Origin of the sequence: Paenibacillus sp. V4I9 (assembly GCF_030817295.1) — a bacterium.
GTDB lineage: Bacteria > Bacillota > Bacilli > Paenibacillales > NBRC-103111 > Paenibacillus_E.
Genome location: NZ_JAUSZE010000001.1, coordinates 3,297,620 through 3,318,724 on the forward strand (window position 1 = coordinate 3,297,620; position 21,105 = coordinate 3,318,724).

The 21,105-nt window shown below is 41.4% G+C and carries 19 protein-coding genes and 2 pseudogenes; 4 read left to right on the forward strand and 17 right to left on the reverse strand.

All coding sequences use genetic code 11. The features are described from left to right. Positions 1–129: 129 nt before the first annotated feature. Entirely contained in the window at positions 130–1,395 is a 1,266-nt protein-coding gene (locus QFZ81_RS15360; protein ID WP_307443056.1) for an IS110 family RNA-guided transposase, read from the forward strand. Between the two features lie 404 nt (positions 1,396–1,799). On the opposite strand, the gene QFZ81_RS15365 is transcribed toward QFZ81_RS15360, so the two are convergent. From QFZ81_RS15365 to QFZ81_RS15390, 6 genes and pseudogenes are all read right to left on the reverse strand, one after another. Continuing rightward, complete coding sequence (locus QFZ81_RS15365) at positions 1,800–2,588, reverse strand: class I SAM-dependent methyltransferase (RefSeq protein ID WP_307443055.1); 789 nt, start codon at positions 2,586–2,588, stop codon at positions 1,800–1,802. A gap of 913 nt (positions 2,589–3,501) precedes the next feature. After that, a complete protein-coding gene (locus QFZ81_RS15370) occupies positions 3,502–3,987 on the reverse strand; it encodes a DinB family protein (protein WP_307443054.1) in 486 nt (161 codons plus the stop codon). 219 nt (positions 3,988–4,206) lie between these two features. Further along, positions 4,207–7,740: an SIR2 family protein gene (locus QFZ81_RS15375; protein WP_307603412.1), complete on the reverse strand. Its 3,534-nt coding sequence runs from the start codon at positions 7,738–7,740 to the stop codon at positions 4,207–4,209. A 191-nt stretch (positions 7,741–7,931) separates the two neighbouring features. Continuing rightward, positions 7,932–8,187, reverse strand: a pseudogene (locus QFZ81_RS15380) (DUF3977 family protein). A gap of 167 nt (positions 8,188–8,354) precedes the next feature. Continuing rightward, complete coding sequence (locus QFZ81_RS15385) at positions 8,355–9,725, reverse strand: UDP-N-acetylmuramoyl-tripeptide--D-alanyl-D-alanine ligase (protein WP_307603414.1); 1,371 nt, start codon at positions 9,723–9,725, stop codon at positions 8,355–8,357. A 224-nt stretch (positions 9,726–9,949) separates the two neighbouring features. Further along, positions 9,950–10,279 carry a hypothetical protein gene (locus QFZ81_RS15390; RefSeq protein WP_307603417.1) on the reverse strand — a complete coding sequence of 110 codons (330 nt, stop codon included), beginning with the start codon at positions 10,277–10,279 and terminating at the stop codon, positions 9,950–9,952. Between the two features lie 158 nt (positions 10,280–10,437). On the opposite strand from QFZ81_RS15390, the pseudogene QFZ81_RS15395 reads away from it, so the two are divergent. Further along, positions 10,438–10,807 (forward strand): annotated as a pseudogene (locus QFZ81_RS15395) (transposase); the annotation flags it as partial. Positions 10,808–10,888: 81 nt separating this feature from the next. Next, complete coding sequence (locus tag QFZ81_RS15400; RefSeq protein WP_307603419.1) at positions 10,889–11,206, forward strand: hypothetical protein; 318 nt, start codon at positions 10,889–10,891, stop codon at positions 11,204–11,206. Between the two features lie 301 nt (positions 11,207–11,507). Here QFZ81_RS15400 and QFZ81_RS15405 read toward each other — a convergent pair whose 3' ends face one another. Both QFZ81_RS15405 and QFZ81_RS15410 read right to left on the reverse strand, forming a co-directional pair. Continuing rightward, a complete protein-coding gene (locus QFZ81_RS15405) occupies positions 11,508–12,074 on the reverse strand; it encodes a histidine phosphatase family protein (RefSeq protein ID WP_307603421.1) in 567 nt (188 codons plus the stop codon). A 188-nt stretch (positions 12,075–12,262) separates the two neighbouring features. Continuing rightward, the gene (locus QFZ81_RS15410; RefSeq protein ID WP_307606911.1) at positions 12,263–12,961 is read right to left on the reverse strand and encodes a penicillin-binding protein 2; all 699 of its coding nucleotides are present in this window, start codon (positions 12,959–12,961) and stop codon (positions 12,263–12,265) included. 276 nt (positions 12,962–13,237) lie between these two features. On the opposite strand from QFZ81_RS15410, the gene QFZ81_RS15415 reads away from it, so the two are divergent. After that, positions 13,238–13,654, forward strand: a complete 417-nt coding sequence (locus tag QFZ81_RS15415) for a VOC family protein (RefSeq protein WP_238171709.1) — start codon at positions 13,238–13,240, stop codon at positions 13,652–13,654. Positions 13,655–13,733: 79 nt separating this feature from the next. Here the strand turns inward: QFZ81_RS15415 and QFZ81_RS15420 are convergent, their stop codons facing one another. The 9 genes from QFZ81_RS15420 to QFZ81_RS15460 all read right to left on the reverse strand — a co-directional run bounded on the left by QFZ81_RS15420 (position 13,734) and on the right by QFZ81_RS15460 (position 20,998). After that, complete coding sequence (locus QFZ81_RS15420) at positions 13,734–14,117, reverse strand: SRPBCC family protein (RefSeq protein WP_307606913.1); 384 nt, start codon at positions 14,115–14,117, stop codon at positions 13,734–13,736. 99 nt (positions 14,118–14,216) lie between these two features. Continuing rightward, a complete protein-coding gene (locus QFZ81_RS15425) occupies positions 14,217–15,173 on the reverse strand; it encodes a sigma-70 family RNA polymerase sigma factor (RefSeq protein ID WP_307603423.1) in 957 nt (318 codons plus the stop codon). Positions 15,174–15,675: 502 nt separating this feature from the next. Next, positions 15,676–16,962, reverse strand: a complete 1,287-nt coding sequence (locus tag QFZ81_RS15430; protein WP_307603425.1) for an IS110 family RNA-guided transposase — start codon at positions 16,960–16,962, stop codon at positions 15,676–15,678. 196 nt (positions 16,963–17,158) lie between these two features. Continuing rightward, positions 17,159–17,683: a GrpB family protein gene (locus QFZ81_RS15435; protein ID WP_307442937.1), complete on the reverse strand. Its 525-nt coding sequence runs from the start codon at positions 17,681–17,683 to the stop codon at positions 17,159–17,161. Positions 17,684–17,841: 158 nt separating this feature from the next. Next, the gene (locus QFZ81_RS15440; RefSeq protein ID WP_307442935.1) at positions 17,842–17,979 is read right to left on the reverse strand and encodes a hypothetical protein; all 138 of its coding nucleotides are present in this window, start codon (positions 17,977–17,979) and stop codon (positions 17,842–17,844) included. 130 nt (positions 17,980–18,109) lie between these two features. Next, complete coding sequence (locus QFZ81_RS15445) at positions 18,110–18,592, reverse strand: hypothetical protein (RefSeq protein WP_307442934.1); 483 nt, start codon at positions 18,590–18,592, stop codon at positions 18,110–18,112. A gap of 111 nt (positions 18,593–18,703) precedes the next feature. Continuing rightward, positions 18,704–19,192, reverse strand: coding sequence for a GNAT family N-acetyltransferase (locus tag QFZ81_RS15450; protein WP_307442932.1), 489 nt, complete (start codon positions 19,190–19,192; stop codon positions 18,704–18,706). Positions 19,193–19,833: 641 nt separating this feature from the next. Then, entirely contained in the window at positions 19,834–20,199 is a 366-nt protein-coding gene (locus tag QFZ81_RS15455) for a hypothetical protein (RefSeq protein ID WP_307442930.1), read from the reverse strand. Further along, positions 20,120–20,998, reverse strand: a complete 879-nt coding sequence (locus tag QFZ81_RS15460) for an SDR family NAD(P)-dependent oxidoreductase (protein ID WP_307442928.1) — start codon at positions 20,996–20,998, stop codon at positions 20,120–20,122. The genes QFZ81_RS15455 and QFZ81_RS15460 overlap by 80 nt, the downstream gene beginning before the upstream one ends. Positions 20,999–21,105 lie beyond the last annotated feature (107 nt).

Here is a 21,105-nt window from a genome sequence, read left to right on the forward strand (position 1 = left end):
AACGTTCGCCGTTAGAATTCCTGTGGAACGAATTATCTGGAGTTTGCATAAAAAAGAGCGCCTCTGTACGATGGGAGTACGTAACGGGTCTACAGCCCTTAAAATCCCACATCAGGAGGTCGCTCTACTATGAAGTTTAAAGCACAAGATAAACAAAATCAACTCATTGAAAACATTACCGCTAATCACCTTGTTGTCGGTGTAGATATCGCTCAGGAGATCCACGTTGCTAGAGCTGTTAATTTCCGTGGTATTGCTTTGGGTAATCCACTGGAATTTAGTAATGATGAAGTCGGCTTCCGATCACTTGATCGCTGGATCCGAGACTTGCTAGCTTCGTACAAGCTAAGCCAAGTAATCGTCGGTATGGAGCCAACAGGACATTACTGGCTTGCCCTTGCACATTGGTTTAAAGATACCGAGATCGAGGCTGTACTCGTAAATCCTCACCTAGTCAAAAGGAATAAAGAAAACCGCGACAATACACGATCTAAAAGTGACAAAAAGGATGCGCTTGTCATTGCTGACATGGTGAAAAACGGCTACTATTCCCCTGTCCGTTTTCATTCCACAGAATACGAAGAGCTGCGAGTCCTTATGGCAAATCGGGAGACTGTTATTAAGCGGCTTGTAAGTGCAGTTAATCAAATTCACCGCTGGGTCGACATTGTGTTTCCTGAGCTTAGACAAGTCTTTAAACTCTTAACTTGCAAAGGTGCATTGGAGACTCTTAGGTTGTTTCCTCTCCCCGCCGATCTATCTAGACTAGAACCTAACGATGTGATTGCGGGATGGAAAAAGTCCATGAAACGACACTCTGGTGTCCGTAGAGCTAAGTTGCTCATCGATCTTGCCAAAATGAGCGTTGGGTCTACCCAGGCAACATATGCTTACAAACTCCATCTTGAGCATCTTCTTGAGGAGTATGACTTAGCAAACACACAGCTGCAGAGAATCGAAACTGAGGCCAAAGCCGTACTTGAACGAATCCCCTATGCGGTCAAAATCCTAGCCATTACTGGCATAAGTGCGATTGCTTTAGCGGGTGTTTTAGGGGAGTCAGGTGATCTCAGCGGTTATATCCACGGAAACACATTGCTGCGTCACGCAGGCCTTAATCTGACCGAGGCAAGCTCTGGGAAATGGAAGGGCCAGATGACCCTCAGTAAACGAGGACGACCACGCCTGCGACACTTCCTCTACCTAATCACGATGTGTATGGTTATGAATAACAAAGAATTCAAGGCTTTGCATCAACATAATGTTCAGGTAAAAAAGCTAAAAAAAATGAAATCCATCATGAAGTTATGTGGAAAGTTGGCTCGACTTTTAGTAGGCCTGGCACGCAGTGAAGAAGCATACAACCCAGTGAAAGTCTTTGCATTGGCAGCTTAAAAACTATGCATTACTAACGCAAGTTGGCGTATTCGCAGGATGACAAAGAAAGCACGGAGTATCGGGATACGTTACGCAAAAGGGCACTGACCCGTTCCGTTAGAAAAACCGACCTCCACCACTTAGATAGATGTGACGAAGGAATGAGAGGGCTTAGACCCGTTGAGACATGGGAGCGAAAATCGCTAAGGGCCATATGGAGAATACGTGCAACAGATGGTAAAAATTAGGTGATGTTACCCCCACCTCTGTTCCCGCATGCCTTCTAACGATTAGGCCCTATCAATTCAACTCTCTTTCCTTTATCGTCCGATATCAAAGAGGATGAAATCCTGCGAATACACGAGCTTGCGTGAGAAAATCAAATCATACCGAGGGAGTTTAACAATGGATGTCTTCCATATTCAGGGATGTAGTGGGGATAATTCCATATCAATTTTATCTGTAATTAGAGTGTAAAACTCTGGAAACCTCGGATCTGTGGAACTTGGTATTTCTTCAAATGTCCGTATAAATAACCCCATAGTCCCAATTGCAGTTAAAATCTCACCGACTGTCCAACTTCGTACTAAAGTCTTACCTAATCCAGAGCGTTCCTCCTCAGGTAGCAGCTTAGCAAAGGCAACTTCTCCTTCCTTAATGCTATCGTCAAAGTAATTACCAGTTGGCTGTTTTAAATTGTATGTGTTCATCCATGCACGTGCGAAAGGGTGGAAGTCAGTCAAGATAAACCGACCATTTTTCCCTAGTCTGCGACGAACCACAGAGAAAATAGAGCTGAGATCTGTGAAATAATGCAAAACTCCAAACTCCATCAACACGATGTCAAATTCGCCTAGTGTCTCTTCGTTCGGGATATTCAAGACGTCAGAACAGATATAGTCGATTTCCACACCCGTGGCAGTAGCAGCCTGCATCGCGTACAACCGATTTTCTTCAGATATGTCCACCACCGTAACATCAGCACCTAGCAATGCTAAAGAAATTGCCTTTCGACCGTGTGAGCCAAGGAGATTAATAACTCGCTTGCCTGCTGGATCACCAATGTACTTTAGCCAGTAACGCAAGTGATGCCTATGTTTCAGCTTCAGTTCTACCGCAAGTTCTTCTGGTGTTCCATACTTTTGAACCCAAGCCTGATACGCTTTCGTTTCCCACGCAAGCTTGTTCGCAATTACCAGTTCTTCTTGCATACACATACCTCCCAGATTCATATGTCAACACTAGCTGGTATATAGTACCATTTTTGTGCTAATTGTCAACATTTTTGTAACTCTACTGCCCGTTAGCGTGGAAACGGCAGCCGATCATCATGGCCGGCTGCCGCAGTGCTTTTATTCAGCTATCGTTCGTCCCTCGGAATGAAGAGCGCCACGCCGCAACCCTTCAAATGATTTGTTATCGTTCTCGTTAGAAATAAACTTCAAGTCATTTATCTTCGCGTACTGGATCTCCGCCATAAAATAATTGAAATAGTAATAGATGCTAATGCACAGATAAGGGCAGGAAGATATATAGTAACGCGAATAATGTTATTAAAAGGGTCAATAAATGCGAAAAGGAAGCTAAGTAGGCTAATGAGATTTAGAATCGCTTGTGTAATTCCTTCGCGTTTCCATGAGATAACGAAACTTATTAACAAACCTAAACCTCCCAACGCTATCCATAGCATAAAAATCTCCTCCTGTAATTATTTACATCGTTGTTGTTTCCTCCCTAGAACTAAATTGTTGTGTTTATCGAATCTACAACTTCCCCTGTTGTATCCAATACCAAATTCGGTAAGACCCGAAAAGTGCAATTAACAACAATAAAATAAGGATAACAAACCATATTCCAAGTCGATTGATATCATTTAGCAATTCTGAATTCGCAAATACAAACAAAGAAAGGCCCAAGAAAAAAATGTACATTAATATATTTGGAATAATCCATGCCATTCTTAGTCCCATTTTTGGTTTAGTCATGCCCCACCTCCACCGATGGTGTTAATAATTATACGCTTCCAAGTATTGTAAGTTCCGTTATTCTGCCCGTTACTTGAATGAACAAAAGAGGAACTGCCGCGTTGCAAGCCCCTTCACTATTTATGCTAGGTAATTTTTCTTAGTTTGTATCTACTTTCCAGCTCTTTTGTAGTTTCCGAATATAACAGATTTGACCAATGTGATATGCATTATGAGTTGACACATTTCCGAGTATCTCCCACCACTTGGCAGTCTCTGGGAAACCATTTACATCACTTTCGACTTTTTCTTCAGTAAGTAGATCTTGCCATTGTAAAAGCACCTCTAATAATCGTTCTTTTAAGTCAGTGAATTTTTGATCTTTCGGGATTATAAAACTTTTATTATTATTTCCTATGGAAGGCACAGCATTGACATGAGATTTTTGGTACCTGGTTTGCCAAGTTTCATTCCAATAAAGTAAATGCTGCACAATTTCAGCGATACTATTACTATCTTCACTAGGTTTCCAAAACGCAACTTCCTCTGACAAATTTTCAACTGCATCTGAAAATGGTGGGTACCAACTAGGGTCATTAGCATTTGCTAATAACTGATCGGATAAAATATCTTTTACATGAAACATACTTTCCACACTCCTTCTTAATGATATGCGGCGGAGCTAACGTATCCGTTAGCTTAACGTTGAATTGGACCAATCAGTCTAATATTTTATTTGTACACTCTAATACAATATTTTTTCAGACTAAAGTTTTTTACCTGTACACCATTGATCGGGTGGGAATCTTTTGTTGGACAATAATCCCGTTATCTTTCCTGATCAAAAAACATTAAACAGAAGTTATTAAAACTTTTCATTATATCTTGCCAACAATTCCACCGCTTTCGGGACATTTGACTTTAGTAAATGTGCACAGACTAAAGGAAAATAATCATGCTTATTTTGTAGAGATTCAAGAATCTGAGACATTACATTGTATGCCTCATCTGAATAAAATTCAATTCCGTTATCTCTCAAAATAAATTCTAAGTAAATCAAAAGTGTATTAGGATGCTTTTTTCCAATCTCATTTGTACTGATCTGATAAATAATATGAGCATTTCTAAGTCTAACATTTCTAGTTGTAATAATCAGACTTACGAATTCTTCTATCATAGGTTCTAAAAAAGGTAACCATTCAACTATTTCACTTAATTCATCATCACTAATAACTACAGGTAAATTCTCCAGCCGATTCTTTATATAATTATTTATCCACTCTCTCCATGCTTTTTCTTTAGCTGATTCTTCAAGCTGTTCAAGGTAATTTGTAAGCTCATTTGTCAATAAGTTAAATTGATTTTCACTGCCCGTAGTAAAAAAGTGTTTTCTTAAGGGCTCGTTAAATTCTGTTGAGTAAAATAGTATTGAAGCACATAAACGATAAATACTTTGTTGAGTCACTGTATTCATTTCGATAGCAATCGGTATTATTAATACTAACTTTGAAAACAGACTCTCTAGAATTCGCTCGTTCCATCTACCACCATAGGCATAACCATTCCACGCCTTTTTCGCCATTTCTTTATCATGGTTGGGATCAAATAAAGGAATTAGGTTCTTTTTGCTCCAATCTTCGTCAATAGTTAAGAAAATATGTAAACGGTTTGCTAATATTATTTTACCCATTATTGATTGTTCATCAGTCCGGACTATCATTTTGGAAAATATACTAGTCTTAATCTCATTAAGAATCTGTTTGTTAGCCTTTTCATCGTTGAAGACTTTTATATAGACATAACAAAAAAATTCGGTAAACTTTCCAATTGGATGATTTATCGCCTGGGTTAAGGCATCCTCCGTAGAGGAAATATCAGAGGTCCGAGCAGAACTGAATATTTTATGAAAGATTTTTATTGCTAAATTAATACTTAACTGAAAATCTATATCGTTAGTCTTAGTTGCTTTATCAAAAAGATTTGCTATTTCGAAACGAAACTCATTGAGATTACGATGAATTATGAGAACATTTAAAAACTCTACCCATTCCTCATTCTTTAATTTAGCTTCTTTAAATCCATTAAGTATAGCTTTCCATAGATCCGTCTTCCACTTCTTGGGAGGTGTAATTAAACGCCTTAACAGTTTCAATCCCCAATCAAGTTCCGATTCAATTGCAGAACTAACAGCATCCAAAAAACCTTCTCTTTTTTCAAGCATGTAATTTTCGTCTTGATATGTCATAAGCCAGTTTAAATCTTTATCAACGCAAGGATCTTTTGACAATATTTCTGTAATAGTTACTTTGCTGGTTACCGGTGAAAATCCGCTACTTGAAGACCAGTGCGTAAAATCAGGATATTCGTTCCTAACCTTAAACCGCTTATTTTTCTTTTTAGCATTCAGAAAAGCTCTCTGAGCTAACCGACATTTATCGTCTGATTGTGTTAACCAATAGTAGAGATTAAACTCCTCATATTCAACATTTTCTTTAATTAAACTCTCATCCACACTTCTCTTTTCGTATTCATCATTAACTTGTTTTAAAAATGTTCTTTTACTTTTTAAACTTAATTCTGGATAGATATATTTAATATATTGATATACCTCATGTCTATAATCGGATAAAAACAGTAGATTGTTGTTAACCAGCCATACTATTTTCTCATCAACCGTTATTTCTGTAATAAATTTATAACTATGGATTGAAATTCGCTTTAATAACTTACTTTCACTCAAAAGACATTGATTAATTAAAGATTGTGCTAGCTTACCATCATGTTGGATGAGATACTCAAGCACATCTCTACAACCATCAATTACTAAGTCCATACTATCAGGATAACGATCTTGCTCATGAGGCTCTATTGCAGAACGAGAGAAACTAAGGGGATCCCAGTTCCCATGCCCTGTTCCTTTAAGAAGAAATGTAACCATCTGAAGTTGATTGATAAAAATATTCATTAATGGCACTGCATAGTACTCTAAATTAGGTAGTATTGATTTCCTCCATAATTCTCCAAGCGAGTACATATCACCTTGAATTTCAATTTCAACATCAACTAATTCATCATAACTACTCTCTGAGAGGGAGAATTTTTTCTTATATTTTGTCAATGGTCGTGTAAGATATTCAAACAAAATAAGTATGAGTTCCTTGTTCTTTGGGTACTCCATATCATGAGAAATAAGCTCTAAGCCGTCTTCTTTTTTATGGTAATTAACATGATCTAAGAATACTGGTAACCATTTTCCAATTGATTTTGGTGATAATCCATCTTGCTGACGATGAAGTTCCCTGATAATATATTGTTTTAAATAATTACTAACCACACCTTTTTCCATAATGATCTTCATCATTTTCTCTGGTTCATTCGCCAGAAAACTAGAAAACCACATTGCTTGTAAATGTTTATATGGAGTTAGAGTGTTGTCCGAATTAAAGAGAGTATCCAAACTTTTATTATTGTACATCCACTCTACCCATTGAAAATCTTTGGCAAACTCAAAGAAATGTTGGGCACCCAAGTGATCTTTCAATTGGTGTGAGATATAGCTTTCTTCAACCTCATTGTATTCCGGAGGTTTTTCAACTATATCTTTAATTAACATTCTTTGCTCAAACACACCCATTTGAGTTCTAACGACCCACGATCCAATTGCTTCTTCTAACAAATCATGCCTTGATCGAGGATACTCAATGTAATTAATCTGCAAGTGATTCCAGTGATCATGCTGTCCTTCTTCTGTAAAAGCATACCTATTCCGGTTATTCGAGCCCAATCCCCGAGCTATGTACTTAATAACAGGATCATTCGCACTAAAACCTATAAAAAGTACCACATAATTAGAAAACATACCTCTTAAGAAATTTGTAGCCCAGCCATCAGTAAAATAAGCTCTTCCAAAGTCGCTGTCGGTTAATACTAAATCCTGAGGCCTTTTTGTGACGCTCCCATGTAAATGAACAACGCCTGTAAAATCCCGTCCCAATGGCAAAGCCGGTGCTGAATAATAAGGAATTTCTATACCTTCAGATGCATTTTTAAAATGATCATCAAAATTTGTTGTTACTATTTTGATTTTATCCTTATCAAACAACTTAAATATGTTACTGTGATAAGAGCAAGGTTTGGAATTGTGTAAAGTAAGTAGTTCGATAGTCTTCTCATGAACTTTTATTCTTCTGTTCATTAGCTTCCCCAAAAAAGTATCGATTGAAATAGTGTTATCAAATGGAACAAAATCATTAGCTATAGCAATAGCCAACTTTTCGAAGTTTGGTAAATTAGATGGTGGTGGAGTAGATACACCGGCTCCAGCGAATATAACAAGTTCCCCTTTTTTTTGAGCATCAATTATCTCGTCTGGTAACTTAATGTCTTTCGTAATCCACATTAATTTTGCACTCCTTTAATAAAGACATTTGCAAGTCACACTAATCATTGAAAATTCGATTATTTCTGTATCGCGTACCCCAGCAACCAAGAGTGCTTCCACGGAATCCTCACCCATTTCATGAACAAGATGCCCAGATTGCATACAACCTGTTTCTATTTGTGTATCGTTCCGCGTTTAATTTAGCTACGTTAGTTAGTGTCACTTTCGCTGAGATAAGTAGCTAGTCCTAAAATATACTTAAACTCACGTCGTAGCTTAATCTTTTTTAAACCTTGTTTGGAATCCCAAATGAATACAGTTTTCCAAAGCCATATTCTTATATAGATCGAATGAAATATAAATAACGTTATAATTCCTTTCTGCTCAATCTCAGAACCATCCTCAAAATATCGTTTCTGTTCGGATTCTCCAGGTATTTCTTACACCTATTTCGATATAATTCAAACGAGCTTACCTACTTCTTCGCAAAAATCTATCATTTCTATATTAACACATATTGGAAGTATCCTGCCCGTTAACGGGGAAAAGGCAGCCGCATGATTTCGGCTGCCTTCACAAGTGTTGTATGAAACTATCGTTTCTCTTTAGCGTAATAAAGTAAACGCATTGTATTATAATAAATTCTGCAATATTGTCTCTAATTGCATACCCCTCGATCCCTTCAGCAGGATTACATCGTCTTGCTTTACCATGTTTCTTAATTTCTTAGTTAACTCTTCTTTGTCTGGAAACGCCTGGACGCTACTTTTGTGAAAACTTTTTTCTGCTTCTAATGCGATGTGCTTACCGAGAGTGCCGACCGTATAAATAAAATCAATTTTAGTTGGATTAATATTCCTCCCTATATCCCGATGAAATCCTTGCTCATGTTCACCTAGCTCAAGCATGTCTCCTAAGACTAAAAATTTCCTAGCATAACCGGTTAATTCTTCAAAGGTCTTTATTGCAGCGGTCATGGAATTTGGGCTTGCATTCCAAGCATCATTTATGATGGTAAATCCATGGGGCGAGACTACTTTCTCCATTCTCATACCGGTTATTTTCAAATCTCTAAAGCCCTCATGCATTTCTGCAGGACCTATGCCTATTATTGACGCTACAGCAATTGTCGCAAGTGCATTTGAGACATTATGTTCACCAAGTAGGGGAATGTAAAACTTATCGTCACCGACTGTAAAAAAGGACCCTTCTGAGTCTGTTAGAGTTGTTCCCACACAATAGTCATTAGTATCGCCTTCACCAAAGCAAATTGCAGAGATCGGATTCTTAGCTCTAATTTTATTAAGACCATTAGTTAACAGCGGTTCATCCCCGTTGTAGATTAGAACTCCCTTATCTTGCAAGCCATTTACAATCTCTAATTTCGCGGCAGCAATTTCTTCCCTTGATCCAAGACTCGATAAGTGAGATACACCAATCATTGTTATGACAGCTATGTCTGGCTGAGCGATTCGGGAGAGTCGATCGATTTGACCACGTTCACTCATCCCCATTTCAATTACAGCAATTTCTGTATTCTTATCTATCTCTAGTATGGTCAAGGGAACTCCAATTTGGCTGTTTAAATTACCAATTGTTTTATGAACTCGGTATTTTGTCTGCAACACAGAATTTATCATATCTTTTGTGGTTGTCTTACCATTGCTACCAGTAACACCAATTACTTTTATTGATAATTCCCTTCGATAATTAGTGGCGAGTATTTGAAGTGCTTTCAAGCAATCATCAACATAGATTAGCGGTAAATGAACAGGTGGATTGGGATGATCCTTTTGCCATAAAGAGGCTATCGCTCCTTTGGATATTGCTTCTTCCACGTAATCGTGACCGTCCAATTGTCTTATGATTGGGATAAATAAATTACGTGTCTTTATTGTTCTAGAATCAATGGAAACCCCTTGAATCATAAGGACATCAAATACATTAGATAGTCCATTTCCTTCAGTCATCGTTTCAATAACTTTTAGTTTATGGCAAATCACAGAACCACCGCCAATCAATTTTATATAAACCGAATTATTAAGTTCCCTTACAATAAGGATATTCCTTCCAGGGTAATACTACACAGAATCATTTTATTTTTTCAAGTATACTCCCGTTACTTCAACAAAGGCAGCCGATCGTGTGCCGGCTGCCGTCATGTAATGATTGAACTATAGTTCTGCGTTAGCGGAATGATCAACCTTTGGAAAATGAACAAATTTTCCTAATTAACTCCTTTAGCTGATTTTAATAATCCTTTATTAGGAGTATCACTACAACTTCGAAACATTTCTAATTGAGGTGGACTATTATAAAAAAATATATTTCCACATTTATCGCATTGATACACTAACTTAGTAAGATTAATTGCTATCGATCTAATTCTCATTAATGCTTTTTCTTTGTCTTCTGGAGTTGATCCAGTTTTTTCAATTGCATTATCAATTTCATCTAAGAAACTAAACCAATCTTGGTCTGATATTAAGTATGCCTTATAGGATAAGTAATCGGTTTGATCATATATTGCATGACCACACTCACACAAGAATTTCATCCAATAACCGTCCTTTCGTTATAGTTGATTCACTTCAGAAATTTCATGCCCAATCGTAACGAAGGTTACCGACTCAAAAACTTCCGGCAGCTTCATAATTCTCTCGTTTCCGATAGAGCGCTGTAATAGCGATTTGTATTCTACACCATTTGTCGTTGCTGGAGGAAGCCGTCATACGCATGTACAAAGGCGGAATGAGTACTCGGGATGTTGCGGGCTTTATTGAAAGCATGTTCGGGGCTCAGTACTCGCCAACGACCGTAAGCAACATAACGGGAACCGTTCTTGAGGATGTTGAAAAGTGGCAAAAGCGTCCACTCGAGAAGCGTTATTCCGTTATTTATCTGGACGGATTATACGTCAAGCTGAAGCGCAGCACGGTTAGCAGCGAAGTCATTTACTATGGGAATCAATGAACAAGGCTACCGTGAGATTCTTGGATTTTACATTGGTGGTCAAGAGAGTGCAAATGGCTGGAGAGATGTCCTGAAAGACTTATACCGTCGTGGCGCAGAAGAAGTTCTTTTAGTCGGATCGAAAAATCTTTATAATAGAAAAAGGCATGAGTATTGTGGATAACATGAACGACAAGGAGTCAGGGGTTGAAGTGTGAAAAATCATATACGAGTAAATGGAAGGTTACTTCAAACCAATAAGAAGTTTTCCGCTTTAAAACTAAGACAACAAGAGTGGATCGCTTCCTTACTCAGAAGTAAAACGATCACTCTAATACTTGAACATAAACGGCAATTACAACGTCCAGAACGCGAACAGGTTTTACAGGAGACTTTAATCGCGATAGAGCAAAAGGGAATTTGGATTCCTGATTGTGAAGTCCGTCGTTATTTTGAAAGCAGGATTCAGCGTTATTATAAATCATATTTCAAACATCAGGCCTTATCTCAGGATGATTCTCCATCCAATTAAAAATGAAATACGAATTACAACAATCCGATCTGTCGATCGATTCAGGTAACTTTCATTAGTCAAATACTATTCTTCTCGTAAATATAGTGAGGCTTCCGATGACCGGACACCTTACTTGATTGTTTCACTATCGTTCTGCGTTAGCTTAATTCCGAGACCCCTCGGGCAGACCGAGGGGCGATAGCCCCAGTGCATTATTATGGTGTTATCTGATGGATACCAGACCAAGGGGGCTTGTCCCCCGCAGCGCGAATACTCTGTTATGTGATGTCACAGTCCTCTTCGATAAACCTTATAAAATCTATTCATTCCACATTCTTGTTACTTCTTCTAATTCAAAGTCCTCGAATTGCATTTTATAGATATCTGGTTTCATTAATTGATTCAAAAACTCCAAGCCAAAAGCTGGATCAAAATGATTCATCATCAAAGTCATTACAATACCATGAGTCCCGATTGCTATTTTCTTCCCTCTGTGCTCCTTTAATATGGGTTCTAGAACCGAGATTGCTCTTTTCTGACAATCAGCATTAGACTCTCCACCCGGCAAGGTATAATTAGGGTCATTAAAACTCTCCCTGATACTAGACATTAACTCTGCATTTTCAATAATATAAGATGAAAAATGACGTTCTCTAAGATCTTCAAACACTTTAATATCTAACTTTAAGTGCTCGGCCAATTCCTCAACACTAAGAATTGCTCGAGTATAAGGACTTGATATAATCATGTCTATTCCTTCACCTATAAGTAACTTCGTTACTTTTTCAATATCGATCTTTCCTTTTGGGGTAAGCCCTCTTGTTCTTTCATTTCCTTCATTGTATGGTGATTCTCCATGCCTGACCATATAGATAATTGTCTTCATACAGGCCTCCTTTAGATTGCTTTCATTAAGTAGCACACTGTGATTTCACATAAACGTTATATTCACAAAGTTTATAAAATTATCCAACTCAGAAAATATTCGAGAAACAATTGAGACTATCCTGCCTGTTACTTCAACGGACAACGGCAGCCAATCGTGTGCCGGCTACCGTCGTGTTGGTTATGGAACTATCGTTTCTTCGTTAGCCGAACAGCCTGCAGGATCTCGCCGGCAGGCTGTGTAATTAACAGGGTTGTCGCGATCTGATCGAGAATGGCTTGCTGCGCGGTGAGCTGCACCTTGCGATTAATCGTTAGATACAGATTCTGCCCCTTGACCGGCTTGGTCAGCTTCATGTCGCCGACGATCCGGCTCATGCTGTCGATTTGATAGGATTTATAACCGTTAAGCCCCCGCATCTCCTTCAGATACATCAACTCGATGCCGTCGTAGCCGACCTCCTCAGAATCCAAATACTTAAGCGTGGGATCCGATTGATCCGCGTTGATTTCTTTGTAAAAGTCCAGATTCTCCTTGGCTCCCTTCATATAGCCGACCAATTGAACTGCGACTCGGTCGGGACTGTACTGGCGGATGCGCTCCTCCACGATCTCCATGTCCGGATACTCGTCGCGGTGCTCGCTAAGATAGGCGATCTCTTCTTTTGACAGTCCCGATTTGATCCGTCGTTGTTGGAATGGCAGATGCGTTCTGCCTTTGATGTCCATAGCCTCGATAACTTCCTCAGTCGTCAACGGCTTGGAATTCGCTTCGCCTTTTTCGTTAAACAGCTGCACGAGTTTTGCAGCCAGCGCCTCCACCGCTTCTTGCTTAAAGCCTGTTTTGAAAGTAAAGTATAGGGACTGAGTTGAGATCGAATATGCGATCTGCTATCCCGCCGAATCGCAAATATTGCCGCGGATGGGCGGGATGGATACGCCCTTCGTGATCATGCTTGTCTGGCGGAGGTTCAATCTTTATCCCTGCACAATAAGAATAAGCAACCTTACGGGAATGGCGGGTATCCGAACTCAATACCAAGTTATTTTTCAAAATTTACGCTTCCGAATCCATGAGACCGATGAATTCCCGGATCGGCTGTCGTCTATATAAACGAAGGCATAAATGAACACAAACTAATTTGACGAAGAGGTGTTTTGAAAATGGCATTAACGTCCGCATTCACGAGCTTCAACCTGCCTGTAAAAAACGTAGAACAATCGAAAGCGTTCTTCACCGGACTCGGATTCGAGCTCAACCCGCAATTCCCCGAGAACGAGAATTCGGTAGCCATCGTGATCGGCGACAACCTGCAGGTCATGCTGATCAATCAAGCATTCTTTAATACGCTCACGGAGAAGGAATCCGTCGATACGAGCAAGTATGCGCAGATGACGATCGCATTGGCCTTCGAGAGCCGGGAAAAGGTCGATGAAATCGTGAATACCGCGGTCTCCTTGGGCGGGAAATTGCACGCTGAACCTGAAGATCATGGGTTCATGTATCATTGGGGCTTCGTGGACTTGGACGGCCATCTGTGGGCCATTAACTACATGAACATGGATGAGGCACAAGGTTAAGGCTAACGGAGAGCACGCTCGTACTAGGGTTCAAAAAGAAAGACGCCGGGCATCTTCCCCGGCGTCTTCTTCGCGATGATTAGTTTTGTTCGGTATAGGCTTTGAAATTGTCCATGATCGCTTGCCAGCCTGCTTGCTGGAACTCGACGGGATTGGAGCTTTCCGCGTCGAACGTTTCAATGACCTTCGTCTCATTCCCTTGATCGACGAAAGCAATATCCACTCTTCTTCCGTCTTCCATGGTGTAGCCGATCGCCTCATGCCGATTCACGACATCGTAGACGCCGCCAAAATCAAAGCCCATGCTGCCATCCTTCGCTTCCATTCGTGTCAGAAACTTGCCGCCGACCCGCAGATCGTTTTCGGCTCTCGGCGCATGCCAGTCCTCGGACGCTTTATTCCACTTCGTGATGTGATCCGGCCCGGTCCAATAGCGCCATACCTTCTCGACAGGGGCTTGAATGACGGCTCGTGACTCGTTTCCATTTTAAATTGACACCTCTCTCATGATATTCGTCGTTTGGTTATTCTCAATGATATAGACGTAAGCCAATGACGAAATTCATTGGTCAATTCGCTCAGGCAGCCCAAATCGCGAAAATAATGGCGTATGAATGAAGTTTTGAACGTGCAGGATTTGATTTTCTTTGGTTTCGATGACGTGGATGCCCCAGGGTACCAGGCCAGAGCCCTCTTTGCCCGGCATATACTGGGCCAACGCCGGATAACCGCCATTCACCGTAATGGGCACAAATCGCGAACCTTCGCAATGCCAGCGAGTAAGCGAATAGAAAGCGGACAAATCTTCCTTGCCGCGGATCCACATCTCGAAGGGCGGCATCGACATGCAGCCTTCCTCGTGGAACAACGCGACGAGCGCAGCAATATCGAATTGCTCGAAGGCCTCCACATACCGGGACAGCAGCTGCTGCTCCGGTTGAACGTCCATGCTGCTGAGCTCATCCGAGCGAAGCTGCGCCCGGTCCATCGTCTCTCGGGCTCTTTGCAAGGCGCTGTTCACCGCTGCCGGCGACATCGCCAACGTTTCCGCGATCTGCTTGGAGGACCATTCAAATACATCCTTCAATATGAGTACCGCGCGCTGCCGCGGAGGCAAGGTCTGCAGGAGAGCGATGAAGCACAGTTGAAGGGTATCTCTGCGGACGAGCCGATCCTCCGGATTGCCCCCAAAGTCGGGAGACGGCCAGATCCAGGCAGAGTCCGGCAGCGTGTCGCGCGGCTCGACGATGGCGACGGCCGGGTCGAACAGGTCAACGGGAAGCGCGCGACGTTTGGATTGTCTCAGCTTGTCCAAGCACAGGTTGGAGGCAATCCGATAGACCCAAGTTTTGAACGAGGAATCCTGTCTGAACGTGCTCCAGCTCTGCCAGACCCGAATACTCGTCTCCTGAACGGCATCGTCCGCATCGTCCATGGAGCCTAGCATTCGGTAACAGAACGAGGTTAAGCCCGGCTTCAAGCTTGTAAATAATTGTTCGTCAAATGCGTTCTCGTTCATCGCGGCCTCCCTTAACGATCTCCCCGAAGGGCGGTACCTTCAAACCCCCTCTTTCGCAGAAAAACCATACTACACATTTTACGCTTCCAATACTTGGATAGTTGCGCTAAACTGCCCGTCCCTCGGTTTTAAGGATTTATCTTACATTTACTCACTCATTCGCAGGATTTCGTCGCCATGTATAACAGCTGTGCTCCAGAAAGTAAGCTTATTAGACACCGTCGTTCCATGTTTGGATATGCGGGAACAGAAGAAACGTGTGGAACATTTCTCCAAGTGCTATTCTTCTGCACGCATACTCCACTTTCTCCTTGGTGTTCACCATCCCATGGCTCAACGGGTCTATGCCCTTACATTCCTTCGTTACACCTGACCAAGGCGTGGAGACCGATAGCGTTTAGCGGACGGGTCTGAAGCCCTTGCCGGGCAGTAGCTCGGTTCTCCGTGCTTTCTTTTTTGAAATCCTGCGAATGAGTCAATCTATGTGATCATTAAGTTCGTTTTAAGCAGCTTGCGTAAACGTTGGAGCAGCTATCTCAGGAGAAAAAGTTTCTCCTTTTTGAACAATACTAATGATGATTCGTGCCAGTTTTCCAAGCAGTTTAAATACAGACTGTTGCTTCTTCATATGCTTGATTTGAACATTATTCTCATGTAACTGTCGGAACACAGGATTATTCCCTACGAGCTGGATCGTGGCTAGATATAGATATTTTCGCAGTGTAGCATCACCTCTTTTAGAAAGCACGATCTGTCCTTTACGTTTTCCCGACGTGCTTTCGGCTAGGTTCAAGCCTGCTTTACGTAATAATTGGCGCCCATGCGCATACTGTCTAAGGTCACCAGCACCTGAAAGAATAGCTGCCGTACAGATTGAGCCTAGTCCTTTGATAGATCGAAGCTGATCGGCCATAGGAATTTCACTGAGCAATTTTTGGATATCTTTTTCAATTTCATTTAGTATTTCAACAATCCGTTCGAACTCTTGCAAGAGTCGGTGTAAATCCTGATTCGCTTCATTGAGAGCAGTCTTGTCGCCTACACTTCGCTTAGCTAGAGAGATAAGTTGCGCAGCTTTCTGCATGCCAGTGGAACCACCGGCTCGCTGCATATGCGCTCTCCAAGCGGTGATCACCTCAGATACGGACAGAGACTCTATATCCTGCGGAAATGGGAATTCCTTAAGCGTAGCCAAGGAACGTTTGCAGGTCCAATCTTTAAACACAGAAAAATACTCAGGGAAGCGAATATCTATCCAGCGGATGATTCGGTTCTGCAGCCGTACACTATTTGTCACCCAATATTCCCGATCACTCATCATTGTTCGCAACCTTTGAAAGACTGCAGCTTGTCGAGAGTATTCATAGTAAAATCCTCGGCTGACCACGTCGGCAATGACAAGCGCATCCTTCGGATCATTCTTAGATGGACTATTGTCGCGATTCTCCTTGTTTCTTTTGGTGGTGGCCGGATTCACCATGACAACGTTTATGCCTTTGTCAGCAAGCCAATTAGCCAGGTTTGAACCGTAATGTCCAGTCGGCTCCATGCCAATGATGAGTCCCTGTAAACGGTGTTTCTGTTTCAGTCCATCGATCCACCGTACTAATTTTTCGAAGCCTTCAATTGTATTTGAAAATGTGAGATGACGCTGAGAAAGTACGATGCCGCGAAAATTAGTCGCTTGTGCGACATGAGTTTCCTTCGCAATGTCGATGCCCACAACAAGATGAGAAGTGGTAATTCGTTCAATACGTTGATTTTGTCCGTCTGTTTGTTTAAACTTCATAGTGAGAGCGCCTCCTTGATGGTATTGGGTTATAAACCCGTCGACAAACCCATCATACCGAGGCGCTCCTTTTTTGACAAAGGCTATTTCTTAGCCCTAACAGGAATGTTTAGGTGAGCGAAAGGCTGCCGATCGTGCCGGCAGCTTCCCATTGCTGTGTATTGAACAACGTTCTTACGTTAGTTCAACCTAATAGTCATTTTCCATTACTTGTATCAATTTTAGCCTTTTCAATTATTTGTGTTATAAAGGGATGTTTAGCTTTCGTATATGCAGCTCTATCATTAGGATATTCTTCAGCAAGCTTCTTCTTCAAGCTACAGTATTGTATTAATACATCTGGATGCGTTTTTAAATAATCTCTAAACAAAATATTATTGTCCCAGTCTTCACCACCAAACTTATACATATGCAGATGATGTGTGCCAGCACCTCTTTCTCCTTTTCTAAAGAACCTTCTATTTGGAAGTTCCTTGTGAAAAACGTGCTCATAGTTAATTCTGTGTAATGGTTCAATGAATTCATCTACCTTGTTTAAATCACTTACTCCAACCATAAAATCAATAATCGGTTTTGCGCCTAATCCTTCAACCGATGTACTACCAATATGTTCAATTCCAAGAATTCTATCACGTAATACTTCTCTTACTTTCATAGCTTCTTTTTGATATTGAAAAAACCAATCCGAGCTATACTCCTCAATAACTACGCTTTTCTCCATACACGCCTCCAGAAAAATGAATATTTCATTTATTTTAACACTTTATATTTCTATGTGTTTGAACTTAACTGCCCCATTACTTCAACGAGGCTGCCGAAGTGCCGGCAGCCTCGTCTTGGTTTCTAATTAAACAAACGTTCTGCGTTAGTTGAATCGTGTTAGACTCCGTAGAAATCTTTTAACTTTAGCCATGTCTCGTCTCCAAATCCAAAAGCAATAACTAGACTGTCTTTTCTATACTGTTCTTCTTTTGTATCTGACCACTCTGCCTTGCCAACCGAAAATCTTTTTTTCAATATTCCTTATCTCTCCCTTTTCAGATTTGTCTGCTCTCAGCCTGCTCATTGTTTTCTGCCGGAAGTCTGTTATTTGTGTGATATTGTTTCTCGTTAAGCGTAGTGAAGCATTCGTGTGAATTTCTATTCATTAGGATTCTAAAGGGAATACCTCATACATTCCAGCTAGCATTCTGCCAGTTAGTTTTCCATCAATTTTATTATTTTCTTTTGATATTATTTGTTCTAACAGGACCCATCTTGGGAGATCTTCACCTTCATTTTCTAAATCATAATCCCCACCTGCGGGGTCATCTAATCTATACAATACGCTGTTCAATGTCATTCTCGAAATCCAATATGCTAGAATTCCGATAGATTCTGACTTTACACCAGCACTAATCATTTCATCAAGTACGCCTGATAATTTACTATTCCTTCTAGTCATCTCGTTTTTTATCCAATTTTCATGGCTATCTAAGTAATTGTCTAATGATTTTTGGAATGGTCTTAAAAATCGAAGCATTGCAAGTGTCGCATACTTTTTGTCGGATATTTCTTGGTCCGACCAATACTCTGCGTTTTCAATGTCCATTTTTTCCATAGTCTCAATCAACTCTTGTTTATAATCCATTTGTTGTAATAGCCCCCTCTCAATTTTCATTGAACTACTAAATAAATATCCATATAAGGAACCAGAATCCCTACTAACTTACTTGTTACTGTCTCAGAAGTCAGCGATAAACTATTCTGAATAACAATAAGTAAACTCTTGAGCTGGGCCTTTGTTATCTTTTCTCCTGATCTCATAATACTGATCGCTTGTAAATTCCTTAATAACTTTTCTCCAAAAGATTTGTGCGGGAGTATTCCAATCGAATTGACTCACTCTCCATTTTCCCATATATAATTTAAATGCCTGTATAGCTGCTTGCTTTCCAATATTATTTCTACGATTTTTCCTCAAGATAAAGAAGTGATTGAGGTAGTACACTTCTTCCTCTAATAAATGCTTTATGATAACAAATCCTGCTAATTCTCCATCAACTCGAATAAAAAATAAATCATAGTTTGGATCTTCATACCAATCTCTGCAATTGAGAATCGAGATATACGATCCTTTTTCATTAATGTTGGAACTATTTAATTCTGAAAGATCATACGCAGCAAATTCAAAGAGATTTTTTAAAGCATCTAATCCTTCATCCGTAATTTTTTCCAATACTACAATCAATCTGTCACTTCCTAACCTCGGCAATTATGATATTATTTGCAACGACTTCTTATAATTGATTACACTAAGTTCGCCAAAAGACATGATATACCCTTTGTCCAAATAACTATGCTGCCCGTTAGCCGAGCGGTTAGGATTATTTTGTTGGCAAGTGGATAATCTCTTGAGTGATTCGATCCAAAAATTGATCTCCTAAAATGTAGGTGATTTTGTGTCGCCAGACTACAATGTTGGTACATTTGTGCATTTTTAGATGACACAAATCCTCCTACATAAAAATAAATAAGCCTGATTCCTCAGGCATTTGCATTTAAAATTATGTAGGCACATTTGTGTCATTGGACATCCTCTTTTTTCTGCAAAATTACAAAGCTGATCTCGGCTTTTGTCACCTGAACCAGCTACACAATGATGAGTTCACTATTGTCGGACATTTCATTTTGACAAGAACTTGATAACATAAAACAAAAAAGCCGCAATATATGCGGCATGTTACTATGTTCATGTCACCCGACATATGATGTGTCACATTATATACTTTGTTTCTCTTTGCTTATCCATCTAGAAAAAACTAAGTAAGCCGAGATCAGCTTGATCTCGGTTTTTGGCTTACGTTTTGTTTCTATCTCCCCCAAGTGCCTTCAATGCGAGAGCCGGATCTTCTTGTTCAGAATCGATATAATGATGTGCACCAAGATGGCGAATTCCTTCTTCTTTGTCCCTGCCGCGCGAGAAAGTGGTGCAGCTTCTAAGGCGGACAATTCATCCGGTATACGAGACAAACTTTCCTCGAAGGCCACCATGTATTCATCGTAATCACCGTCAATAGTCAGTCCTGTTACGTGGTTGTCTCCTCCATGCCATCCAATCTCGATACGTTCACCAATCTTCCACTTAGGGCGAGAGCGGCCGGCTGTATGGTTGGAATCAGACCGACAGCAGAGTGTTTCTAACGCCTTCGTACCTGCCGAGCAGGCGGCGTAAAGACTCCACGTGCATCTCGTCATACGCCAACTTCTGACGTTTCTCGAGGTCCTGCGGCTTTGAAAACCAGTAGCCGGAGATATCCTTGAGTGCTGGATCGCTGGCGAGCGCCACGATATTCATCGCGGACTGCGCAGGCGTGATCCCGAAGAGGTTATACATCACGCCGGCGATCGCCCTGGCAAAACCGGGATGCGCGCGAGTGATGCCGGTATCGCGGACCAGACCCGCGACAGCGCCACTAATGGCCGGTCCGCTCGGATGTTCGGCCGCGTACATCTGTTCATAGAGCACGCACGCAGACTGATTCTGCGCGATCGCGCGCATGGTGCTGAAGTTCTTTTCGAGCGAGGGATCGTCCTCGAACAACTGCGGCTTCTTCGGTGCTTGCGCGCTGACGAAGACCACGCGGCCATCCTCGGACTTTGAGAGTTCCGGCGTAAATGCCTCGGTGAGGAGATAGCGGCCCAGGAACTGCGTCGCCCAGCCTTCTTCCAGTCCATCGGAGCTCACCTTCCTTTTGGTGCCAACTACACCCATCGAGTGAACCAGTGCATCCAGCCGCCCGCCCAGCTGCGGCCTGAGGGTGCATACAAACTGCTCGATGCCGCTGAACAGCATCACGTCCAGCTGCAAAAATGCGATCCCCGCCGAGCAGTGGGGCCGAAGCCGCTCCACTGCGGCCGCGCCCTTTTCGGCGTTCCGGCCCACGATCCAAACCTTGTAGCCCTTCTTGCCGAGAGCTTCAGCGACGGCCAAACCGACGCCACTGTTGCCACCTGTCACCACTGCAGTCCGCGGCATGCCCTTACCCTCACTCATTATGATATCCTCCTTGATTGAATGCCGCAAGAAAATGAAACATCTCGCGTGATTTCGTCAATCCGTATGAATCCACGGCTCCATCTGATATGCTCAGTCATCTTGCA

Bases quoted from the DNA above. Each gene is read 5' to 3' on its own strand.
- QFZ81_RS15360 (WP_307443056.1), top strand. From the start codon at position 130: ATGAAGTTTAAAGCACAAGATAAACAAAATCAACTCATTGAAAACATT.
- QFZ81_RS15365 (WP_307443055.1), bottom strand. From the start codon at position 2,588: ATGCAAGAAGAACTGGTAATTGCGAACAAGCTTGCGTGGGAAACGAAA.
- QFZ81_RS15370 (WP_307443054.1), bottom strand. From the start codon at position 3,987: ATGTTTCATGTAAAAGATATTTTATCCGATCAGTTATTAGCAAATGCT.
- QFZ81_RS15375 (WP_307603412.1), bottom strand. From the start codon at position 7,740: ATGTGGATTACGAAAGACATTAAGTTACCAGACGAGATAATTGATGCT.
- QFZ81_RS15390 (WP_307603417.1), bottom strand. From the start codon at position 10,279: ATGAAATTCTTGTGTGAGTGTGGTCATGCAATATATGATCAAACCGAT.
- QFZ81_RS15405 (WP_307603421.1), bottom strand. From the start codon at position 12,074: ATGAAGACAATTATCTATATGGTCAGGCATGGAGAATCACCATACAAT.
- QFZ81_RS15415 (WP_238171709.1), top strand. From the start codon at position 13,238: ATGGCATTAACGTCCGCATTCACGAGCTTCAACCTGCCTGTAAAAAAC.
- QFZ81_RS15425 (WP_307603423.1), bottom strand. From the start codon at position 15,173: ATGAACGAGAACGCATTTGACGAACAATTATTTACAAGCTTGAAGCCG.
- QFZ81_RS15430 (WP_307603425.1), bottom strand. From the start codon at position 16,962: ATGAAGTTTAAACAAACAGACGGACAAAATCAACGTATTGAACGAATT.
- QFZ81_RS15435 (WP_307442937.1), bottom strand. From the start codon at position 17,683: ATGGAGAAAAGCGTAGTTATTGAGGAGTATAGCTCGGATTGGTTTTTT.
- QFZ81_RS15445 (WP_307442934.1), bottom strand. From the start codon at position 18,592: ATGGATTATAAACAAGAGTTGATTGAGACTATGGAAAAAATGGACATT.
- QFZ81_RS15455 (WP_307442930.1), bottom strand. From the start codon at position 20,199: ATGACGAGATGCACGTGGAGTCTTTACGCCGCCTGCTCGGCAGGTACG.
- QFZ81_RS15460 (WP_307442928.1), bottom strand. From the start codon at position 20,998: ATGAGTGAGGGTAAGGGCATGCCGCGGACTGCAGTGGTGACAGGTGGC.